The following is a 17,455-nucleotide window of genomic DNA, read 5'->3' as shown; positions in this document are numbered from 1 at the left end:
AAGTGATTGACATATGAATAGCATACAGTGAAATTTACTATCAGTAAGGTTAGTTAAATAAATCGGACTTTTATTGCCCGGCAGTAGCGGGATAATAGAGAAAGAAGTGGAGGAATAGGCAGTGCGAGTATTAGTCAGTGGTGGCGGAACAGGTGGGCACATTTACCCAGCTCTCGCGTTAATTCGAGAAATCAAAAAAATTCATCCTGAAGCAAGATTTTTATATATTGGTACAGAAAATGGTTTGGAGAGTAAAATTGTTCGCAAAGCTGGCATATCGTTTCAATCCATTGTTATTAGTGGGTTCAAGCGAAAGGTATCAATTGATAATGTGAAAACGGTGATGCGTTTTGTGAAAGGTGTACAGGATAGTAAACGGTACATACGTCGTTTTAATCCAGATGTTGTCATTGGAACAGGTGGTTATGTATGTGGTCCAGTTGTATACGCAGCAGCTAAACTGGGTATTCCAACAATTGTACACGAACAAAATAGTGTACCTGGTGTAACAAATAAATTTTTGAGTCGCTACGTAAATAAAGTAGCAGTTTGTTTTGAAGCGGCAGTAGAACATTTTCCGCAAAATAAAGTTGTGATGACGGGGAATCCTCGTGCTTCAGAAGTGATGAATCAAAATGGTATGAAAGGCAAGCGTTCTGTCAGTTTATCTCTTTCAAAAAAATCAGTGTTAATTTTTGGCGGAAGCCGAGGCGCTAGACCAATTAATGATGCGTTTTTAGAAGCAATTGAACAATTTGGTAATAAAGCTTATGAAGTATTGTACGTTACAGGTGAAGTGCATTATGATAAAGTAATGGAATTGGTGAAACAAAAAGGGAATCCACACAATGTTATCATTAAGCCGTTCATTGATAATATGCCAGAAGTACTTACTGGGGTGGATCTTGTTGTTTCGCGTGCAGGTGCCACAACGTTAGCTGAGTTGACAGCTTTAGGAAAACCAAGTATTTTAATTCCGAGTCCATATGTAACAAACAATCATCAAGAGAAAAATGCTCTTTCTGTCGTTGAGAAAGGGGCAGCGAAAATGCTTCTTGAAAAAGATTTAACAGGTGAAACGCTTCTTGGTGATATTGATGAAATTTTATTGGATACACAAAAATTACAAAATATGAAACTAGCTGCAAAACAATTAGGAATTCCGGATGCAGCAAACAAATTATTTGAAGTTATGAAAAAACTTGTAGAAAATAACGTTAGGTGAATGCCCTGCATACTACTGTAGTACGGAGATTTAATACGGGGGAGATCATCATGAAACAATTAGTAAAAGAACTTATGGAAGCACAGGTAGGGAAAGTATTAGAAAATGAACCGTTAGCTCGTTATACAACAATGAAAATCGGTGGTCCAGCAGATATTTTAGTAATTCCAAGTAGCGTGGAAGGTATAGAAAAATCGCTAGAGCTTGTGAAAAAGCATGGAACAAAATGGACCGCAATTGGTCGTGGTTCAAATCTGCTTGTATCAGATAAAGGAATTGAAGGTGTTGTCATTCGATTAGGAGAGGGTCTGGATCATTTAGAAGTGATCGGAATGAACGTTCGTGTGGGGGGAGGATATCCTCTTATCAAGCTTTCAACTTTACTAAGCCGTCAAGGACTTGCAGGATTAGAGTTTGCTAGTGGAATTCCAGGAAGTGTAGGCGGAGCCGTTTATATGAATGCAGGTGCTCATAAATCGGATATGTCTGAAATTTTGAAGAGCGCTCGTGTGATGTTTGAAGATGGAAAGATTGAATGGTTAACGAAAGAAGAACTAGAATTTTCTTATCGTACATCTGTTTTACAAAAGAAACGCCCTGGTATTGTACTAGAAGCAGAATTGCAGTTGAAAGAAGGAAATCGTGACGAAATTATTGGGATCATGCAAAAAAATAAAGATTATCGTCGTGATACACAACCTTGGAATCATCCTTGTGCAGGAAGCATTTTTAGAAACCCACTACCAAACTATGCTGGTAACCTAGTGGAAAAGGCTGGGCTACGCGGTTATCAAGTTGGTGGTGCGAAAATTTCAGAAATGCATGGAAATTTCATTGTAAATACGGGAACAGCATCAGCGCAAGATGTTCTTGATTTAATTGCTTTTGTAAAGAAGACAATAAAAGAACAGTTTGGGGTAGATATGCACACTGAAGTAGAAATCATTGGAAGATAATAGTTGTCTGTCCCGCTTTGTATCATTTATGATATAATAAGAAGAAGAACGGCATGCATAACATGCCGTTCTTTATGTTACATAGGGGGAGCGTACATGAAGAATAGTAAAGTTATTAAGTTACAAGATCGTGTACCAAAATTAAAAAATCAAAAGAAGAAAAAACAAGTAAATAAACGATTAATTTTATATGTATCGATTTTATTTTTATTGGTGCTTTTTTTAATTTATTTTCGATCTCCGCTTAGCAACATAAAGGGGATTACGGTTCATGGTAATCATTATATGACGGATGAACAAATAATGGAGCAATCAGGGATTGCATATAAAACAAGCTATTTTAGTGTTATAGTACATCAAGCGGAAGCGAAATTAAAGAAGCAAAAGGAAATTAAAAATGTCCATGTGAAGAAAGAATTTCCAAATAAAATAGTCATCAATGTTGAGGAATATGTAACAATTGGCTACATTAATAAAGAAGGGAAATTATATCCCCTTTTACAAAATGGGAAATCATTAGATGCTCTTCCAAATGGGAAATTACCAGTTGCTGCGCCGATTTTTGTTCCTTTTGAAGAAAAGAAAATGAAAGAATTGATTGCTGAACTAGAAAAGTTAACACCAGCTGTTCTTCGGTCCATTTCTGAAATTCATTACAAGCCAACAGACTTGTATGCAGATCATCTTACACTGTATATGAATGAGGGATACGAAGTAAGTACAGTTATTCAAGATTTTGCAAAACGAATGGAAGCTTACCCTCTTATTGTTAAGAACTTGTTGCCAGATAAAAAAGCAATTATCCATTTAGAGGTAGGAGCTTATACTGAATATGTTAATTAATTGATTGATAAAATCGGGGTAGAGTGGATATTTTAACTGTAAAGGGTGTTTGGTTAAGGAAAATAGAAACGTATTCTTAAAAATTATGTAATTCAGTCATATTTTCCCTTATTTTCTTTTTTAATATAATCTTAGGTGCAAGTTTCACTTTTCTAGAAGTACATCTTAGTGTAGACTTATATTTGGCGGTAATCTTTGTAGTTAGATAAGAGTGTTTCAAAATATAACAGTGATTTGCATGTAGTTATTATAAAAGTGAATAAATGCCAAATGAAAATAAGAAAAATATGGTGTTAAAAAAGGGAAACGCATAAATACGTTGAATATTTTTCTTATAGCATAGTAAAACAATGATTGTTGTTCCGTATATTGAATTTTATGGTATAAATAAAGAAGGAGGTGCCAAAGAATGAACAGCAATGAAATATATGTGAGTCTTGACATCGGTACATCCAATGTTAAAGTCATCATTGGCGAGATGGTCAATGACGCTTTAAACATTATTGGTGTTGGAAATGTAAAGTCAAATGGTTTGAAGAAGGGCTCCATTGTTGACATAGATGAGACTGTGCAATCGATTAAAAAGGCGATTGAACAAGCTGAACGCATGGTAGGAATACACATTGAACGCGTTGTTGTAGGTGTAAATGCAAATCAAGTACAGCTTCTTCCTTGTCATGGAGTAGTCGCTGTTTCAAATGAAGACCGTGAAATTGGAAACGAAGATGTGCTTCGGGTACTTGATGCAGCACAAGTTGTGTCAATTGCACCAGAACGTGAGTTTATTGACGTGGTACCTCGACAGTTTATCGTAGACGGTCTCGATGAAATTAATGATCCGCGTGGAATGATTGGCGTACGTTTAGAAATGGAAGGTACATTAATTACAGGCTCGAGAACATTGTTACATAATTTACTTCGATGTGTAGAAAAAGCGGGTCTTGAAATAATTGATATTTGCCTTCAGCCATTAGCAGCATCAGCAGTTGCTTTATCAATCGATGAAAAAAATCGTGGAGTCGCTCTTGTTGACATCGGTGGAGGCTCGACGACATTATCAATTTTCCAAGATGGAGAATTACAAACAACAAGTATATTACCGATTGGCGGAGATCATATTACAAAAGATATCGCCATCGGATTGAAAACATCAACTGAAAATGCCGACCAAATTAAACTAAAATATGGACATGCTTTTTATGATACAGCATCTGAGGAAGAAATATTTACTGTTTCAATGATGGGCAGTGATCAAACAGAGCAATATTCTCAATTAGAGCTAGCTGATATCATTGAAGCTCGTGTAGAGGAAATTCTTATGCTTGTACAAGATGAGGTACAAAAACTTGGCCTGAAACAGTTACCAGCTGGTTATGTACTTACTGGTGGTGTTGTTTCTATGTCTGGTATTCTTGACCTTGCAAATGACATTCTACATCAAAATGTTCGTATTGCAACGCCAGATTATATTGGTGTACGTGAACCACAATATACAATTGGTGTTGGACTTATTAAAAATGCATACCAAAAAGCTAAGTTACGAGGAAAGAGTATGCAGGAAAAGCAGGAAAACTATGAGTTACAGCATACACATGCACCAGTACCTGCTGCAGTGCAACAACCGGTAAAGCAAAAGCCTCGTAATAACAATGATAACAATGATAACAATGATAACAATGAACGAATGATGTCAAAAGTGAAGCGCGTATTCCGATATTTATGGGATTAGATTTGAACGCGAAAAATGAGGTTCTAGGGGGATTTCGACATGTTAGAGTTTGATACTACACAAGATCAATTAGCAAATATAAAAGTTATTGGTGTTGGCGGCGGAGGAAACAATGCTGTCAATCGTATGATTGAAAATGGCGTACAGGGCGTAGATTTTATCGCTGTAAACACAGATGCACAAGCACTAAATTTATCAAAAGCTGAAACAAGAATGCAAATCGGTGGTAAATTAACGCGCGGACTTGGTGCTGGAGCAAACCCAGAAGTAGGAAAAAAAGCTGCTGAAGAAAGTAAAGAACAGATTCAAGAAGCACTTCGCGGTGCGGATATGGTCTTTGTCACAGCTGGTATGGGCGGTGGAACTGGGACCGGGGCAGCTCCAGTTATTGCACAAATTGCAAAGGAGCTAGGGGCATTAACAGTTGGGGTTGTAACGCGCCCATTTACATTTGAGGGTCGTAAGCGTGCAACGCAAGCTACATCTGGAATTGCTGCGTTTAAAGAAAATGTAGATACGATCATTGTTATCCCGAATGATCGTATTTTAGAAATTGTGGATAAAAATACACCAATGCTTGAAGCATTCCGTGAAGCAGATAACGTATTACGTCAAGGTGTTCAAGGTATTTCTGACTTAATTGCAACGCCTGGTCTTATTAACTTAGACTTTGCAGACGTAAAAACAATTATGTCTAACAAAGGTTCTGCTTTAATGGGTATTGGTATTGGAACTGGTGAAAACCGTGCGACAGAAGCAGCAAAACGTGCGATTTCTAGTCCGTTGCTAGAAACATCTATTGATGGTGCACAAGGTGTTATTATGAACATTACAGGTGGCACGAATTTAAGTTTATATGAAGTACAAGAAGCGGCAGATATTGTAGCTTCAGCTTCAGATCCAGAAGTAAATATGATTTTCGGCTCAGTAATTAATGAAGGCTTAAAAGATGAAATTGTTGTAACAGTGATTGCAACAGGTTTTGATGATAGCATCTCAATGCAACCACCTAAGCCAATTACTCGTTCTACAGTAACTGCTACTAAAAGTGTGCAGCAACCAGTACAACCAGTTAAACAACGCGAAGTAAAGCGTGAAATAAAGCGTGAAGAGCCGGTTGGAAATGATCGTCATACAGATGTAGATGATATTGATATTCCAGCATTTTTACGTAATCGTCGCAGACGCTAAGGGAGCGTTTGTAAAGTGAAACTTTAAGCAGTGGGGAGCCCCCACTGCTTATTAGTTGAATCAATCAAGTTCTTACTGTCCATAAGTATCGAGATGAATTCTCTTATTTCATGGAAACATAAAAAAGACAATCCTCTATTATGAATAGATGGTTGTCTTTTTTATTTCCTTTATCCTGCTATTCACGGGCAGTGAAATCCCCACTGATGGAAGAATCACTTTATATTGATACCAATTCCGTTACTTACTCAAAGAAAGTGCTTTTTCAGTAGCTTATTTTTACAGAGTCTTCTTTTTCTATATGACAAATTATTCCTCAAAGTTTCAAAATAACAAAAAATCCCTTCCGTGAATTGACACACTTTTCCATTGGATATGCATTATACTAGTCTCAACTTTATAAAAAAGAGGTGAACCGTTTGATCGTTTACGCCGACATTATATGGTTATTAAATGTCTGCATTGATTTTCTTTTACTTCTATTAACAGCAATTGTTTTAAAACGGAAAGTGAAAAGATGGAGACTTGTGCTTGGCGCATGTATCGGTTCAACAATTGTTATTTTTGCATTCACTCCGTTAGCATCGTTGATGACACATCCTGTAATGAAATTAATATATTCATTTTTTATTGTTTATGCTACATTTGGCTTTATTCGTTTTCGGACATTTTTACAGAGCGTTTTAATGTTTTATTTTGTGACGTTTATGGTAGGAGGAGGCCTTGTTGGCACACATTTTTTTCTTCAAACAAATGACATGATGAATGGACTCATTTCGACAAAATCCATTTCGTATGGTGATCCTGTAAGTTGGTTGTTTGTAATAATCGGGTTTCCTATTATCTACTATTTTTCTAAAAAGAGAATTGCAGATGTAGAAGTAACAAAAATTCATTATGAGCAAATTGTGAAAGTAGATATCAAAATTGATATAAATGATATTCAACTGGATGGATTGATTGATAGTGGAAATCAATTGTATGACCCGCTTACAAAAACACCAGTTATGATTATACATGTTTCTTCTTTGGAACATGTGCTACCCAAGTGGCTAATAGAACAAGTTCAAATGAAAACAGCAATTCCTTATATACCAGATGAAGAATCAAAGTGGGCAACACGTTTGCGCTTAATTCCCTATCGAGCTGTAGGGGTTAACCAACAATTTTTATGGGCGTTTAAGCCTGACTTTGTACAAATTTATCATGAAGGTACAAAGGTTACTGTAAATAAAGTATTAATTGGTTTGAATGCACAGCAGTTATCAGCGAATGGTGAGTATCAATGTATTTTACATCCAAAAATGTTATTGTCACAAAAAATAACAATTGCTTAATACAGAAACGGAGGGATTAGATTGAAACTAAAATTTCGGTTAACTTATCTTTGGTATAAGTTATTACTAAAACTTGGAATAAAGACCGATGAAATTTACTATATTGGTGGAAGTGAAGCGTTGCCACCGCCATTAACAAAAGAAGAAGAAGAAATTTTGTTGCAAAAACTACCAAAAGGGGATGAAACAGCAAGGTCACTTTTAATAGAACGCAATTTACGTCTTGTTGTATACATTGCCAGAAAGTTTGAAAATACAGGAATTAATATTGAGGATCTTATTAGTATTGGAACCATTGGTTTAATTAAAGCGGTTAATACATTTAATCCAGAAAAAAAAATTAAACTTGCAACGTATGCTTCAAGGTGTATTGAGAATGAAATATTGATGCATTTGCGGAGAAATAATAAAAATCGTTCAGAAGTGTCATTTGATGAGCCTCTTAATATTGATTGGGATGGAAATGAACTATTGTTATCAGATGTTTTAGGAACAGATGAGGACATTATTACAAAGGATTTGGAAGCAACTGTTGACCGCCATTTACTTATGAAGGCATTGCATCAATTAAATGATCGAGAGAAGCAGATTATGGAACTTCGTTTTGGGTTAGATGGTGGAGAAGAAAAAACACAAAAGGACGTTGCAGATATGCTTGGGATTTCCCAGTCTTATATTTCACGTTTAGAAAAACGGATTATTAAAAGGCTTCGTAAAGAATTTAATAAAATGGTATGAGATGAGGCTAAACGGCCGATTGTCTCGTTATAAAGAATGTAAGTTTCATTTGATAAAGTGAGATAAATAAATATATGCATAAAATTCCCTCCAAAGGAGATACTTTACACTGTACAGCAACTCCCGATAGGAGGGAACACTTTGACGAGAAACAAAGTAGAAATTTGCGGTGTTGATACATCTAAACTTCCAGTACTAAAAAACGAAGAAATGCGACGGCTATTTCGAGAAATGCAAAGCGGTGATATAAGCGCAAGGGAGAAACTAGTAAACGGAAACTTACGTCTTGTACTAAGCGTCATCCAAAGATTTAACAACAGAGGGGAGTTTGTTGATGATTTATTTCAAGTTGGCTGCATTGGACTTATGAAATCCATTGATAATTTTGACTTAAGCCAAAATGTTAAATTTTCAACATATGCTGTACCGATGATTATCGGGGAGATTCGAAGATATTTACGTGATAATAATCCAATACGAGTATCACGTTCCTTGCGAGATATTGCTTATAAAGCATTGCAAGTACGCGAAAAACTTATTGCTGAAAATTCGAAGGAGCCAACAGCAATGGATATAGCAAAAGTACTTGATGTGACGCACGAAGAAATTGTGTTTGCCCTCGATGCAATTCAAGATCCAGTTTCATTATTCGAGCCAATATACAATGATGGTGGGGATCCAATTTTTGTTATGGATCAGTTAAGTGATGATAAACAAAGGGACGAACAATGGGTCGAAGAGCTAGCATTAAAAGAAGGAATGAAGCGATTAAATGAACGAGAAAAGATGATTATTCGCAAGCGTTTCTTTCAAGGGAAAACACAAATGGAAGTGGCTGAGGAAATTGGGATTTCTCAAGCGCAAGTGTCACGTCTTGAAAAATCAGCAATTAAACAAATGAATAAAACAATTCAAGGCTAAGGTCTCATCATTTATGATGAGACCTTTTATAGTTTTGAGGGGAAATTCTGTTCATAGGAAAGATGGCGTATTCATATAATGGCTATAAAGAAAAAGTTTTGTACGTGAAGGGACATATTCTCTACTAATGAAGGCGCATTAACGGTCCGCATCTCAAGATTGAGAGAGAAGCGAAGAAGATAGGTGGGGGATAACTGCCCGTAAAATCCCGATTGGTGAGGGCTTTCCATCAGTGGGGGATGAAAAAAACCCCACTGATGGAAGTTTCACTTTATTTTTTACTTGAGGTGAAATTGCGATTGTCAGTTAAGTATGAGGCAAAGGAGAGGGTTGCAATGATACGCATTTCAGAATTTCAAATGAAAGATGTTGTCAATGTGTCAGATGGAAAGAAACTTGGAAACATTGGAGATATTGATATTGATATGAGGACAGGGAAAATTCAGGCAGTTATTATTACAAAACAAGGGAAGATGTTGGGGTTATTTGGAAAAGAAGAAGAATCTGTAATTCCTTGGAAACAAATTGTAAAAATAGGAGAGGATGTTATTTTAGTTCGAGCAGATCATGTTCCTACAGTTACAGAAACATTACAAACACCAACAACTTTTTGAAAAATATTACAAGTTTCTCTTTTTTTTTATGTTGTCATTATGGAAAAATAAAAGTATGGTAAAATAGACAGGAAGTACCATACTTTTTATGTTATTTTATTATAAGGAGCCTTTTTATGAGAGAACCATTTACATATAAGGACGGTATGTTACATTTACATATGTGGGAAGAACTTGGACCCATTATAGCTGGATTTACCACAAAAGAAGGTGGAGTGAGTACTGGGCCGTTTTATACAATGAATCTGGGGCTACATGTTCATGACAAAGTGGAAGATGTTCATGAAAATCGACGTCTTTTAGCAGAAAAATTACACGTTCCATTAGAGACCTGGATTTGTTCTGAACAGGTTCATGATCATCATGTTGCAAAAGTGGGCAAACAAGAGAGAGGAAAAGGTGTCTTTTCCTATGAAGACGGTATCCCGAATACTGATGGCATATATACGAAAGATACAGATGTGCTATTAACATCTTGCTATGCGGATTGTGTACCACTCTATTTTTATGCGCCATCTTATAGAATGATTGGACTTGCACATGCTGGCTGGAAAGGAACTGTAAAAGGAATTGCGAGTGAAATGATCGGTAAGTGGAAAGATGAAGGTATACCGCTTGGTGATATACATGTTGCTATTGGTCCGTCTATTGGCGCGTGTTGTTATGTTGTGGATGAACGTGTATTGTCTGCCGCTAAACAAGTGCTTCATAGTTCCGTTCCATATGACATGGTTTCTGATGGACAATATGCAATAGATTTAAAAGAAATAAATCGGTTGCTATGTTTACAAGCCGGGATTAAAGAAGAGCAGATTGCCATGTCATCTCTTTGTACAAGCTGTGAAACGCAATTATTTTTCTCACATCGACGCGACCATGGGAAGACGGGAAGAATGCTTAGTTTTATTGGTTTTAAGGAGGATGAAAAGCAGTGACAGTACAAGGGAATTTAACATATGTTAGGCAAGAAGTTGAAAGAGCATGTAGGCGAGTGAATAGATCTATAGACGAAATTACACTTGTTGCTGTTACAAAAACAGTAGGGATTGAAAAAACAAATGAAGTGCTACAAGCGGGGCTTGTACATCTTGGAGAAAATCGCAATGAAGGTCTTTTACAGAAGTATGAGTATTTTGGAAACAAAGCGACGTGGCACTTTATCGGTTCATTGCAATCTAGAAAAGTAAAAGAGATTGTAAATGAGATTGATTATTTGCATTCACTTGATCGTCTTTCACTTGCAAAAGAAATTCAAAAACGAGCAATGAAACCGATTCGTTGCTTTGTTCAGATAAAAACCTCAGCAGAAGAGTCTAAACAAGGGCTAAACATAGAGGAGACGGTTGAGTTTATTTGCAACTTACAACAATTTGATAAAATTGAAGTTGTCGGACTGATGACAATGGCACCTTACACAGACGATGAAATGCAAATTCGTAGCTGTTTTCAAATGTTGCGTAAACTGCAAAAACAAGTACAAGATTTAAACCTATCGCATGCTCCGTGTACGGAGTTATCAATGGGAATGTCGAATGATTATACAATTGCAATTGAAGAGGGCGCTACATTTATTCGTTTGGGAACGATTTTAGTGGGAAAAGAATAGAGGGAAGGAGAGTTTGATTATGAGTTGGTCAAAAGTAAAGTATTTCTTTTTTGACACACCAGAAGAGCGAGAAGCACACTATGCTTACGAAAAGGAGCAAAATGAAATGAAAAAACAACAGGAACCAGAGTCGGATATTCCTCTTGCAAAGGTACAACCGAAACAAAACGTAGTAAGCATTGAAACAGCGAAACAACCTTCGAAAGTTGTTTTATTAGAGCCTCGTACGTACTCAGAAGCACAGGGGATTGCTGATCATTTGAAAGGTCGTCGTGCAGTTGTAATTAATTTACAACGTATGTCTACAGATCAAGCGCTGCGTATTGTTGACTTTTTAAGTGGAACTGTATATGCGATAGGCGGAGATATTCAAAAATTAAGTCCCAAAACATTTATATGTACGCCGGATAATGTAGATATTGTTGGAGCAATTTCTGAATTGTTTGGTGAAGAAGAAGAGACAAATATAAAAAGGTGGTAGTGCGCTATGACGCTGGTTTTACAAATTTTGCTTTATCTATTCGAGTTATATTCATATGCGCTTATTATTTATATCCTTTTGACTTGGGTTCCAGGAGCAAGAGAGTCGACATTTGGTGATTTTCTTGCCCGTATTTGTGAGCCGTATTTAGAACCGTTCCGGAGGTTTATTCCACCACTTGGTGTAATTGATATTTCTCCAATCGTGGCGATTCTTGTACTACGTTTTGCAAGTTCAGGATTAGTACGTATATTCGAAGTATTTTTAAGGTAATCAAGTATAGATGAGCATTTATGAACATTTTAGACCTGAAGAAACAGTTTTCGTTGATAAAATATTAGAATGGAAGCATGCAGCAGAAGAATACCATCAAGTGAAACTTACTGATTTTCTTGACCCGCGAGAACAACAGATTGTTTCTATGATTGTTGGACATCAAGGAGATGCTGCCTTTCAGTTATACGGGGCTGCTCCGAGTGCAGAAAGAAAACGAGCGTTAATTTATCCCAATTATCTTATGCCGAATGCAGAAGAGTTTCAAATAGAAATATTAGAAATTGACTATCCTTCTAAATTTTATACGCTGGAGCATCGTCAAATATTAGGAGCATTTATGTCTCTTGGTTTAAAGCGAGAGAAATGCGGAGATATTTGGCCCCAGAACGATCGTGCCCAAATTGTAGTTGCAAAAGAAGTTGTATCGTATATAGAAATGAATTTACAATCGATTGGAAAAACAAAAGTATCTTTATCACCTGTGTCAATTGATCATGCATTACATATACAAGATCAGTGGGATGAAAAGTCAGGGACTGTCTCGTCGCTTCGATTAGATGTACTACTAGCAGAAATGTTCCATCTATCTCGGCAAAAGATACAGCCGTTCATTAAAAATGGTCTTGTGAAAGTGAACTGGAAAGTAGTTGAGCAATCTGCTTATGAATGCTTTCCGGGAGATGTATTTTCTATAAGAGGTCATGGTAGAAGTAAATTACTCACTGTTGAGGGAAAAACAAAGCGCGATAAATGGAGAATTTTGTATGGTATTTTAAAATGATTTCTTTTTTTAGAAGGAAAATCTCCTATTTTGTCGAAGAAAAGATATAATTAAAAAGGAAAATTTAGATAACCTACTTGGAGGTGGCGTTTGTGCCGTTAACACCGTTAGATATTCATAATAAAGAATTTAGTCGCGGCTTTCGTGGCTATGATGAGGATCAAGTAAATGAATTTCTTGATCAAGTCATTAAAGATTATGAATTAGTAATTCGTGAGAAAAAAGCATTAGAAGAAAAGGTTGCACAACTAGAAGGGAAATTAGAACATTTCTCCAATATTGAAGATACATTAAATAAATCTATCGTTGTAGCACAAGAAGCGGCAGAAGAAGTAAAGCGTAATGCACAAAAAGAAGCAAAGTTAATTGTGCGTGAAGCAGAAAAAAATGCGGACCGTATTGTTAACGAAGCGTTAGTAAAATCAAGAAAAGTTGCATTTGACATTGAAGAATTGAAAAAGCAAGCAAAGGTGTTCCGTACACGTTTCCGCATGCTATTAGAAGCGCAGCTTGAGATGTTAAACAATGATGATTGGGACAAGCTAATTGAGTTAGAAGAAGAAGTAGATGAGCTTCTTAAGAAAGAAGAGACAGTGTAAGCTTGACGTTTTTCTCATTATTACATATAATTCTATACAACATAATTTTTTAGAAAAACGAAGATAGGGATAAGTACTTTTTTCATACCTTATATAGCGAACTGAGGACGGTGGAAGCTCAGGATAAGGAGAGAATGGGAATATCACCCTGGAGTTCCTCGCTGAACAACAAAGTAAGCAGAGGCGTGTATTCGCGTTAAGAATATAAAGAGGATTGCTACATATAGCAGTCTACTAGGGTGGTACCGCGGGAGACCTTCTCGTCCCTTTTTTGGGATGAGAAGGTCTCTTTTTTATTCCATTTATTTAGAAAAATGTCTTTCTGTTATATATTCAAGGAGGAATCAAGTATGGAGTACAAGGATACATTATTAATGCCAAAAACAGAATTTCCAATGCGTGGAAATCTACCGAAGCGTGAGCCTGTAATGCAAGAGAAATGGGCTGAAATGAACATTTATGAAAAAGTACAAGAACGTACAAAAGGACGTCCGCTATTTGTACTACATGATGGACCGCCATATGCGAACGGCGACATTCATATGGGACATGCGTTAAATAAAGTATTAAAAGATTTTATTGTTCGTTACAAATCGATGACGGGATACTGTGCGCCATATGTACCAGGTTGGGATACACATGGATTACCAATTGAGCAAGCTTTAACAAATAAAGGTGTTAAACGTAAAGAAATGACAGTTGCTGAATTCCGTAAACTTTGTGAAGAATACGCATATGAACAAGTAAGCCGTCAGCGCGAGCAATTTAAACGTTTAGGTGTACGCGGTGATTGGGATAATCCATACATTACATTAAAGCCAGCATATGAAGCACAGCAAATTAAAGTATTTGGTGAAATGGCGAAAAAGGGTTATATCTATAAAGGACAAAAACCGGTGTACTGGTCTCCAACGAGTGAATCTGCATTAGCAGAAGCAGAAATTGAATATAAAGATAAAAAATCTGCATCTATTTATGTAGCATTCCCTGTAAAAGATGGAAAGAATGTTTTAGAAGGCGACGAAAAATTCATTATTTGGACAACGACACCTTGGACGTTGCCAGCTAACTTAGGTATTTCTGTTCATCCAGAACTTGAATACAGCATTGTAAAAGTAGCAGATGCGAAGTATATCATTGCTTCTGAGTTATTTGAAACAGTTGCCAAAACATTAGAGTGGGAAAATACTGAAGTTGTGAAAACAGTAAAAGGTAGCGAACTTGAGTATACAACGGCGAAACATCCATTCTATGATCGTGATTCTCTTGTTATGCTTGGTGAGCATGTTACAACAGATGCTGGTACAGGCTGTGTACATACAGCACCTGGACACGGGGAAGATGACTTCCTTGTTGGAAAGCAATACGGTTTAGAGGTTCTTTGTCCAGTTGATGATAAAGGTGTATTAACAAGCGAAGCACCTGGATTTGAAGGATTATTCTACGATAAAGCAAATAAACCAATTACAGAAAAATTAGAAGAGGTTGGTGCGTTATTAAAATTAACATTTATTACGCATTCTTATCCACATGATTGGAGAACGAAACAACCAATTATTTTCCGTGCAACAGCACAGTGGTTTGCATCTATTGAAGCGTTCCGCACAGAATTATTACAAGCAGTAGAGGAAACAAAATGGGTGCCAGCTTGGGGTGAAACACGTCTTCATAACATGGTTCGTGACCGCGGTGACTGGTGTATTTCTCGTCAACGTGCATGGGGTGTGCCGATTCCTGTATTCTATGCAGAAAATGGTGATCCGATTATTACAGACGAAACAATTAACCATGTAGCAGCGCTATTCCGTGAATATGGTTCGAACATATGGTTTGAACGTGAAGCGAAAGACTTATTACCAGAAGGGTTTACACATCCATCTAGCCCAAATGGCGAATTCCGAAAAGAAACAGACATTATGGATGTATGGTTTGATTCTGGTTCTTCTCATCAAGCTGTATTAGAAGAGCGTGATGATTTGCAACGTCCGGCTGATTTATATTTAGAAGGATCTGACCAATATCGTGGTTGGTTTAACTCTTCATTATCAACAGCAGTTGCGGTAACAGGTAAAGCACCATATAAAGGTGTTTTAAGTCACGGCTTCGTACTAGATGGTGAAGGGCGTAAAATGAGTAAGTCTATTGGAAACATTGTTGTACCGAAGAAGATTATGGACCAATTAGGCGGCGATATTTTACGTTTATGGGTATCCTCAGTTGATTATCAATCTGATGTACGTATTTCTGATGATATCTTAAAACAAGTAGCAGAAGTATATCGTAAAATTCGTAATACATTTCGTTTCTTATTAGGAAACCTAGCTGATTTTGAACCAAGCAAAGATGCGGTATCTGCTGCAGAACTTCGTGAAGTTGACCGCTACATGTTAGTGAAATTAAATGACTTAATTACAAAAGTAAAAGATGCTTATGAGACGTATGAATTCGCTGCTGTATATCATGCGATTCATAACTTCTGTACAATTGATTTAAGTTCATTCTATTTAGATTTTGCAAAAGATATTTTATATATCGAAGCAGAAAATAATCACGATCGCCGTGCAATTCAAACGGTATTATATGATGTACTTGTTGCATTAACAAAACTTGTAACGCCAATTTTACCGCATACAGCAGATGAAGTATGGCCATATATCCCTGGCGCTGTAGAAGAGAGCGTCCAATTAACTGATATGCCAGAAGCTGTAGAAGTAGAAGATGCTGAAAAATTAAAAGTAAAATGGGATGCATTTATGACACTTCGCGATGATGTATTAAAAGCGTTAGAGGATGCACGTAATGCAAAAGTAATTGGTAAGTCATTAAATGCAAGTATCACACTTTATCCAACAGCAGAAATGAAAGAATTATTACAATCTATTACAGAAGATGTGAAACAATTATTTATCGTTTCTGAGTACCATCTTGGTGGAACAATGGAAGAAGCGCCAGCTGATGCGCCGAAATATGAACATACAGCTGTTGTTGTAACGCAAGCAACTGGTGAAACGTGTGAACGCTGCTGGGTTGTCTCTGAAACAGTAGGAAGTAATGCGGACCATCTAACATTATGTAAGCGTTGCGGAGAAGTTGTAACAGAACATTATGTAAAATAATGAGATGAGAGAAATCGACTGTAAACAAGGCAGTCGATTTTTTCTTCCTTCGAAGGAAAAATGTGTGTGCAGTAATCGTTTGCTTTTCGGATAAACTAACGATACATTCCAGCCGGGAGGGACGCGCTTGTGACTGACACATACATGGAAATCCAAGAAGAGTTACAATTAATGCAGCGGGAATTACAGCAGCGATTAGCAAAAGAAGAGTTGTATGCGTATGAGGTAGAATTTGGACAGGAATTGCTAGCTATGGCCAAAACAGATGTGAAAAATAAATTATTATTGCATGATATAAGAGAAGATTTAAAAGATGTAGAGCGAGCACTTTGGAAAATAGAAATAGGCATGTATGGAATTTGTGAGGAAACCGGACAAAGAATGACACTTAGGCAATTAAAAAGCATGCCAACAGCACGTACAGTTCATGAATGTTTCTATGAAAAAGTAAAAACAATTTAAAGACAACAATATTATATTACCTAATTCAATTTATTTTATGCTCCCATGCGATGCTTCATTGTGAAAACATAGCAGCTATGCTAAAATTTTGAGGTACACTGTCATTGTGGGGGAAATGAAAATGATATATTATTTAATAGCATTATTCGTGATTGCCATTGATCAAGTATCAAAATGGATTATCGTAAAGGAAATGGAATTAGGTGAGAGCATTCCAATTATTGATAATGTGCTGTATATAACGTCTCACCGCAATCGCGGAGCTGCATGGGGCATTTTAGAAAATAAAATGTGGTTTTTCTATGTTATCACCGTTATCTTTGTTATTTTTATTCTGTTTTATATGAAAAAATACACAAAGACAGACAAGCTTCTCGGCATTTCGCTTGGGCTTATTTTAGGCGGAGCCATTGGTAATTTTATTGATCGTGTAGTACGAAAAGAAGTTGTTGATTTTATTCATACGTATATTTTTTCATACAACTTCCCGGTATTTAACATTGCAGACTCGGCGCTATGTGTTGGGGTTGCATTAATTATTATTCAAACATTATTAGAAGGAAAGAACACAAAGGAGTAA

The 17,455-nt window shown here is 36.6% G+C and carries 18 protein-coding genes, 1 pseudogene and 1 other annotated feature; all 19 genes and pseudogenes read left to right on the top strand.

Features of this window, described 5'->3' with window-relative positions; genetic code table 11:
* The first annotated feature begins 121 nt into the window (after positions 1 to 121).
* The 19 genes and pseudogenes from murG to lspA all read left to right on the top strand — a co-directional run bounded on the left by murG (position 122) and on the right by lspA (position 17,455).
* Positions 122 to 1,225, top strand: coding sequence for an undecaprenyldiphospho-muramoylpentapeptide beta-N-acetylglucosaminyltransferase (gene murG, locus BM350_RS02470; protein ID WP_090914392.1), 1,104 nt, complete (start codon positions 122 to 124; stop codon positions 1,223 to 1,225).
* A gap of 50 nt (positions 1,226 to 1,275) precedes the next feature.
* On the top strand, positions 1,276 to 2,181 hold the full coding sequence (murB, locus tag BM350_RS02465; RefSeq protein WP_090914394.1) for a UDP-N-acetylmuramate dehydrogenase: 906 nt from the start codon (positions 1,276 to 1,278) through the stop codon (positions 2,179 to 2,181).
* Between the two features lie 96 nt (positions 2,182 to 2,277).
* Positions 2,278 to 3,024 carry a cell division protein FtsQ/DivIB gene (locus tag BM350_RS02460; protein ID WP_090914396.1) on the top strand — a complete coding sequence of 249 codons (747 nt, stop codon included), beginning with the start codon at positions 2,278 to 2,280 and terminating at the stop codon, positions 3,022 to 3,024.
* 113 nt (positions 3,025 to 3,137) lie between these two features.
* Positions 3,138 to 3,268 (top strand): annotated as a pseudogene (locus tag BM350_RS27395) (DUF1290 domain-containing protein); the annotation flags it as partial.
* A 165-nt stretch (positions 3,269 to 3,433) separates the two neighbouring features.
* Positions 3,434 to 4,753, top strand: coding sequence for a cell division protein FtsA (gene ftsA, locus BM350_RS02450; protein ID WP_090914397.1), 1,320 nt, complete (start codon positions 3,434 to 3,436; stop codon positions 4,751 to 4,753).
* 39 nt (positions 4,754 to 4,792) lie between these two features.
* Entirely contained in the window at positions 4,793 to 5,944 is a 1,152-nt protein-coding gene (gene ftsZ / locus BM350_RS02445) for a cell division protein FtsZ (RefSeq protein WP_090914398.1), read from the top strand.
* 419 nt (positions 5,945 to 6,363) lie between these two features.
* Positions 6,364 to 7,281 carry a sigma-E processing peptidase SpoIIGA gene (gene spoIIGA / locus BM350_RS02440; protein ID WP_090914400.1) on the top strand — a complete coding sequence of 306 codons (918 nt, stop codon included), beginning with the start codon at positions 6,364 to 6,366 and terminating at the stop codon, positions 7,279 to 7,281.
* Positions 7,282 to 7,302: 21 nt separating this feature from the next.
* Positions 7,303 to 8,019: an RNA polymerase sporulation sigma factor SigE gene (gene sigE / locus BM350_RS02435; RefSeq protein ID WP_020059244.1), complete on the top strand. Its 717-nt coding sequence runs from the start codon at positions 7,303 to 7,305 to the stop codon at positions 8,017 to 8,019.
* A 141-nt stretch (positions 8,020 to 8,160) separates the two neighbouring features.
* A complete protein-coding gene (gene sigG, locus BM350_RS02430; RefSeq protein ID WP_090914402.1) occupies positions 8,161 to 8,940 on the top strand; it encodes an RNA polymerase sporulation sigma factor SigG in 780 nt (259 codons plus the stop codon).
* Positions 8,941 to 9,275: 335 nt separating this feature from the next.
* The gene (locus BM350_RS02425; RefSeq protein ID WP_090914404.1) at positions 9,276 to 9,554 is read left to right on the top strand and encodes a YlmC/YmxH family sporulation protein; all 279 of its coding nucleotides are present in this window, start codon (positions 9,276 to 9,278) and stop codon (positions 9,552 to 9,554) included.
* Between the two features lie 116 nt (positions 9,555 to 9,670).
* Positions 9,671 to 10,489 carry a peptidoglycan editing factor PgeF gene (gene pgeF, locus BM350_RS02420; protein ID WP_090914405.1) on the top strand — a complete coding sequence of 273 codons (819 nt, stop codon included), beginning with the start codon at positions 9,671 to 9,673 and terminating at the stop codon, positions 10,487 to 10,489.
* The gene (locus BM350_RS02415) at positions 10,486 to 11,160 is read left to right on the top strand and encodes a YggS family pyridoxal phosphate-dependent enzyme (RefSeq protein ID WP_090914407.1); all 675 of its coding nucleotides are present in this window, start codon (positions 10,486 to 10,488) and stop codon (positions 11,158 to 11,160) included. Before pgeF ends, BM350_RS02415 begins: the two co-directional genes overlap by 4 nt.
* A gap of 19 nt (positions 11,161 to 11,179) precedes the next feature.
* Complete coding sequence (locus tag BM350_RS02410) at positions 11,180 to 11,641, top strand: cell division protein SepF (RefSeq protein ID WP_090914409.1); 462 nt, start codon at positions 11,180 to 11,182, stop codon at positions 11,639 to 11,641.
* Positions 11,642 to 11,647: 6 nt separating this feature from the next.
* Positions 11,648 to 11,914 carry a YggT family protein gene (locus tag BM350_RS02405; protein ID WP_090914411.1) on the top strand — a complete coding sequence of 89 codons (267 nt, stop codon included), beginning with the start codon at positions 11,648 to 11,650 and terminating at the stop codon, positions 11,912 to 11,914.
* A gap of 10 nt (positions 11,915 to 11,924) precedes the next feature.
* Positions 11,925 to 12,698 (top strand): YlmH family RNA-binding protein, encoded by a 774-nt coding sequence (locus tag BM350_RS02400; RefSeq protein ID WP_090914413.1) that lies wholly within the window; start codon positions 11,925 to 11,927, stop codon positions 12,696 to 12,698.
* A 92-nt stretch (positions 12,699 to 12,790) separates the two neighbouring features.
* Complete coding sequence (gene divIVA, locus BM350_RS02395) at positions 12,791 to 13,297, top strand: septum site-determining protein DivIVA (protein WP_090914414.1); 507 nt, start codon at positions 12,791 to 12,793, stop codon at positions 13,295 to 13,297.
* Between the two features lie 51 nt (positions 13,298 to 13,348).
* Positions 13,349 to 13,568, top strand: a binding site (T-box leader).
* 79 nt (positions 13,569 to 13,647) lie between these two features.
* Complete coding sequence (ileS, locus tag BM350_RS02390) at positions 13,648 to 16,413, top strand: isoleucine--tRNA ligase (protein ID WP_090914416.1); 2,766 nt, start codon at positions 13,648 to 13,650, stop codon at positions 16,411 to 16,413.
* Between the two features lie 129 nt (positions 16,414 to 16,542).
* Complete coding sequence (locus BM350_RS02385; protein ID WP_090914418.1) at positions 16,543 to 16,875, top strand: TraR/DksA C4-type zinc finger protein; 333 nt, start codon at positions 16,543 to 16,545, stop codon at positions 16,873 to 16,875.
* Between the two features lie 121 nt (positions 16,876 to 16,996).
* The gene (gene lspA / locus BM350_RS02380; RefSeq protein WP_090914419.1) at positions 16,997 to 17,455 is read left to right on the top strand and encodes a signal peptidase II; all 459 of its coding nucleotides are present in this window, start codon (positions 16,997 to 16,999) and stop codon (positions 17,453 to 17,455) included.

This window comes from Bacillus sp. 103mf (assembly GCF_900116295.1).
In the GTDB taxonomy this organism is placed as follows: Bacteria; Bacillota; Bacilli; order Bacillales; family Bacillaceae_G; genus Bacillus_A; species Bacillus_A bruguierae.
Note: the sequence above shows the minus strand (reverse complement) of the source record. Positions and strands in the feature narration are given on the sequence as shown.

Excerpts from the sequence above, each read along its gene's own strand:
- murB (WP_090914394.1), top strand. The coding sequence starts at position 1,276 with ATGAAACAATTAGTAAAAGAACTTATGGAAGCACAGGTAGGGAAAGTA.
- BM350_RS02460 (WP_090914396.1), top strand. The coding sequence starts at position 2,278 with ATGAAGAATAGTAAAGTTATTAAGTTACAAGATCGTGTACCAAAATTA.
- ftsA (WP_090914397.1), top strand. The coding sequence starts at position 3,434 with ATGAACAGCAATGAAATATATGTGAGTCTTGACATCGGTACATCCAAT.
- ftsZ (WP_090914398.1), top strand. The coding sequence starts at position 4,793 with ATGTTAGAGTTTGATACTACACAAGATCAATTAGCAAATATAAAAGTT.
- BM350_RS02425 (WP_090914404.1), top strand. The coding sequence starts at position 9,276 with ATGATACGCATTTCAGAATTTCAAATGAAAGATGTTGTCAATGTGTCA.
- pgeF (WP_090914405.1), top strand. The coding sequence starts at position 9,671 with ATGAGAGAACCATTTACATATAAGGACGGTATGTTACATTTACATATG.
- BM350_RS02410 (WP_090914409.1), top strand. The coding sequence starts at position 11,180 with ATGAGTTGGTCAAAAGTAAAGTATTTCTTTTTTGACACACCAGAAGAG.
- BM350_RS02405 (WP_090914411.1), top strand. The coding sequence starts at position 11,648 with ATGACGCTGGTTTTACAAATTTTGCTTTATCTATTCGAGTTATATTCA.
- BM350_RS02400 (WP_090914413.1), top strand. The coding sequence starts at position 11,925 with ATGAGCATTTATGAACATTTTAGACCTGAAGAAACAGTTTTCGTTGAT.
- ileS (WP_090914416.1), top strand. The coding sequence starts at position 13,648 with ATGGAGTACAAGGATACATTATTAATGCCAAAAACAGAATTTCCAATG.
- lspA (WP_090914419.1), top strand. The coding sequence starts at position 16,997 with ATGATATATTATTTAATAGCATTATTCGTGATTGCCATTGATCAAGTA.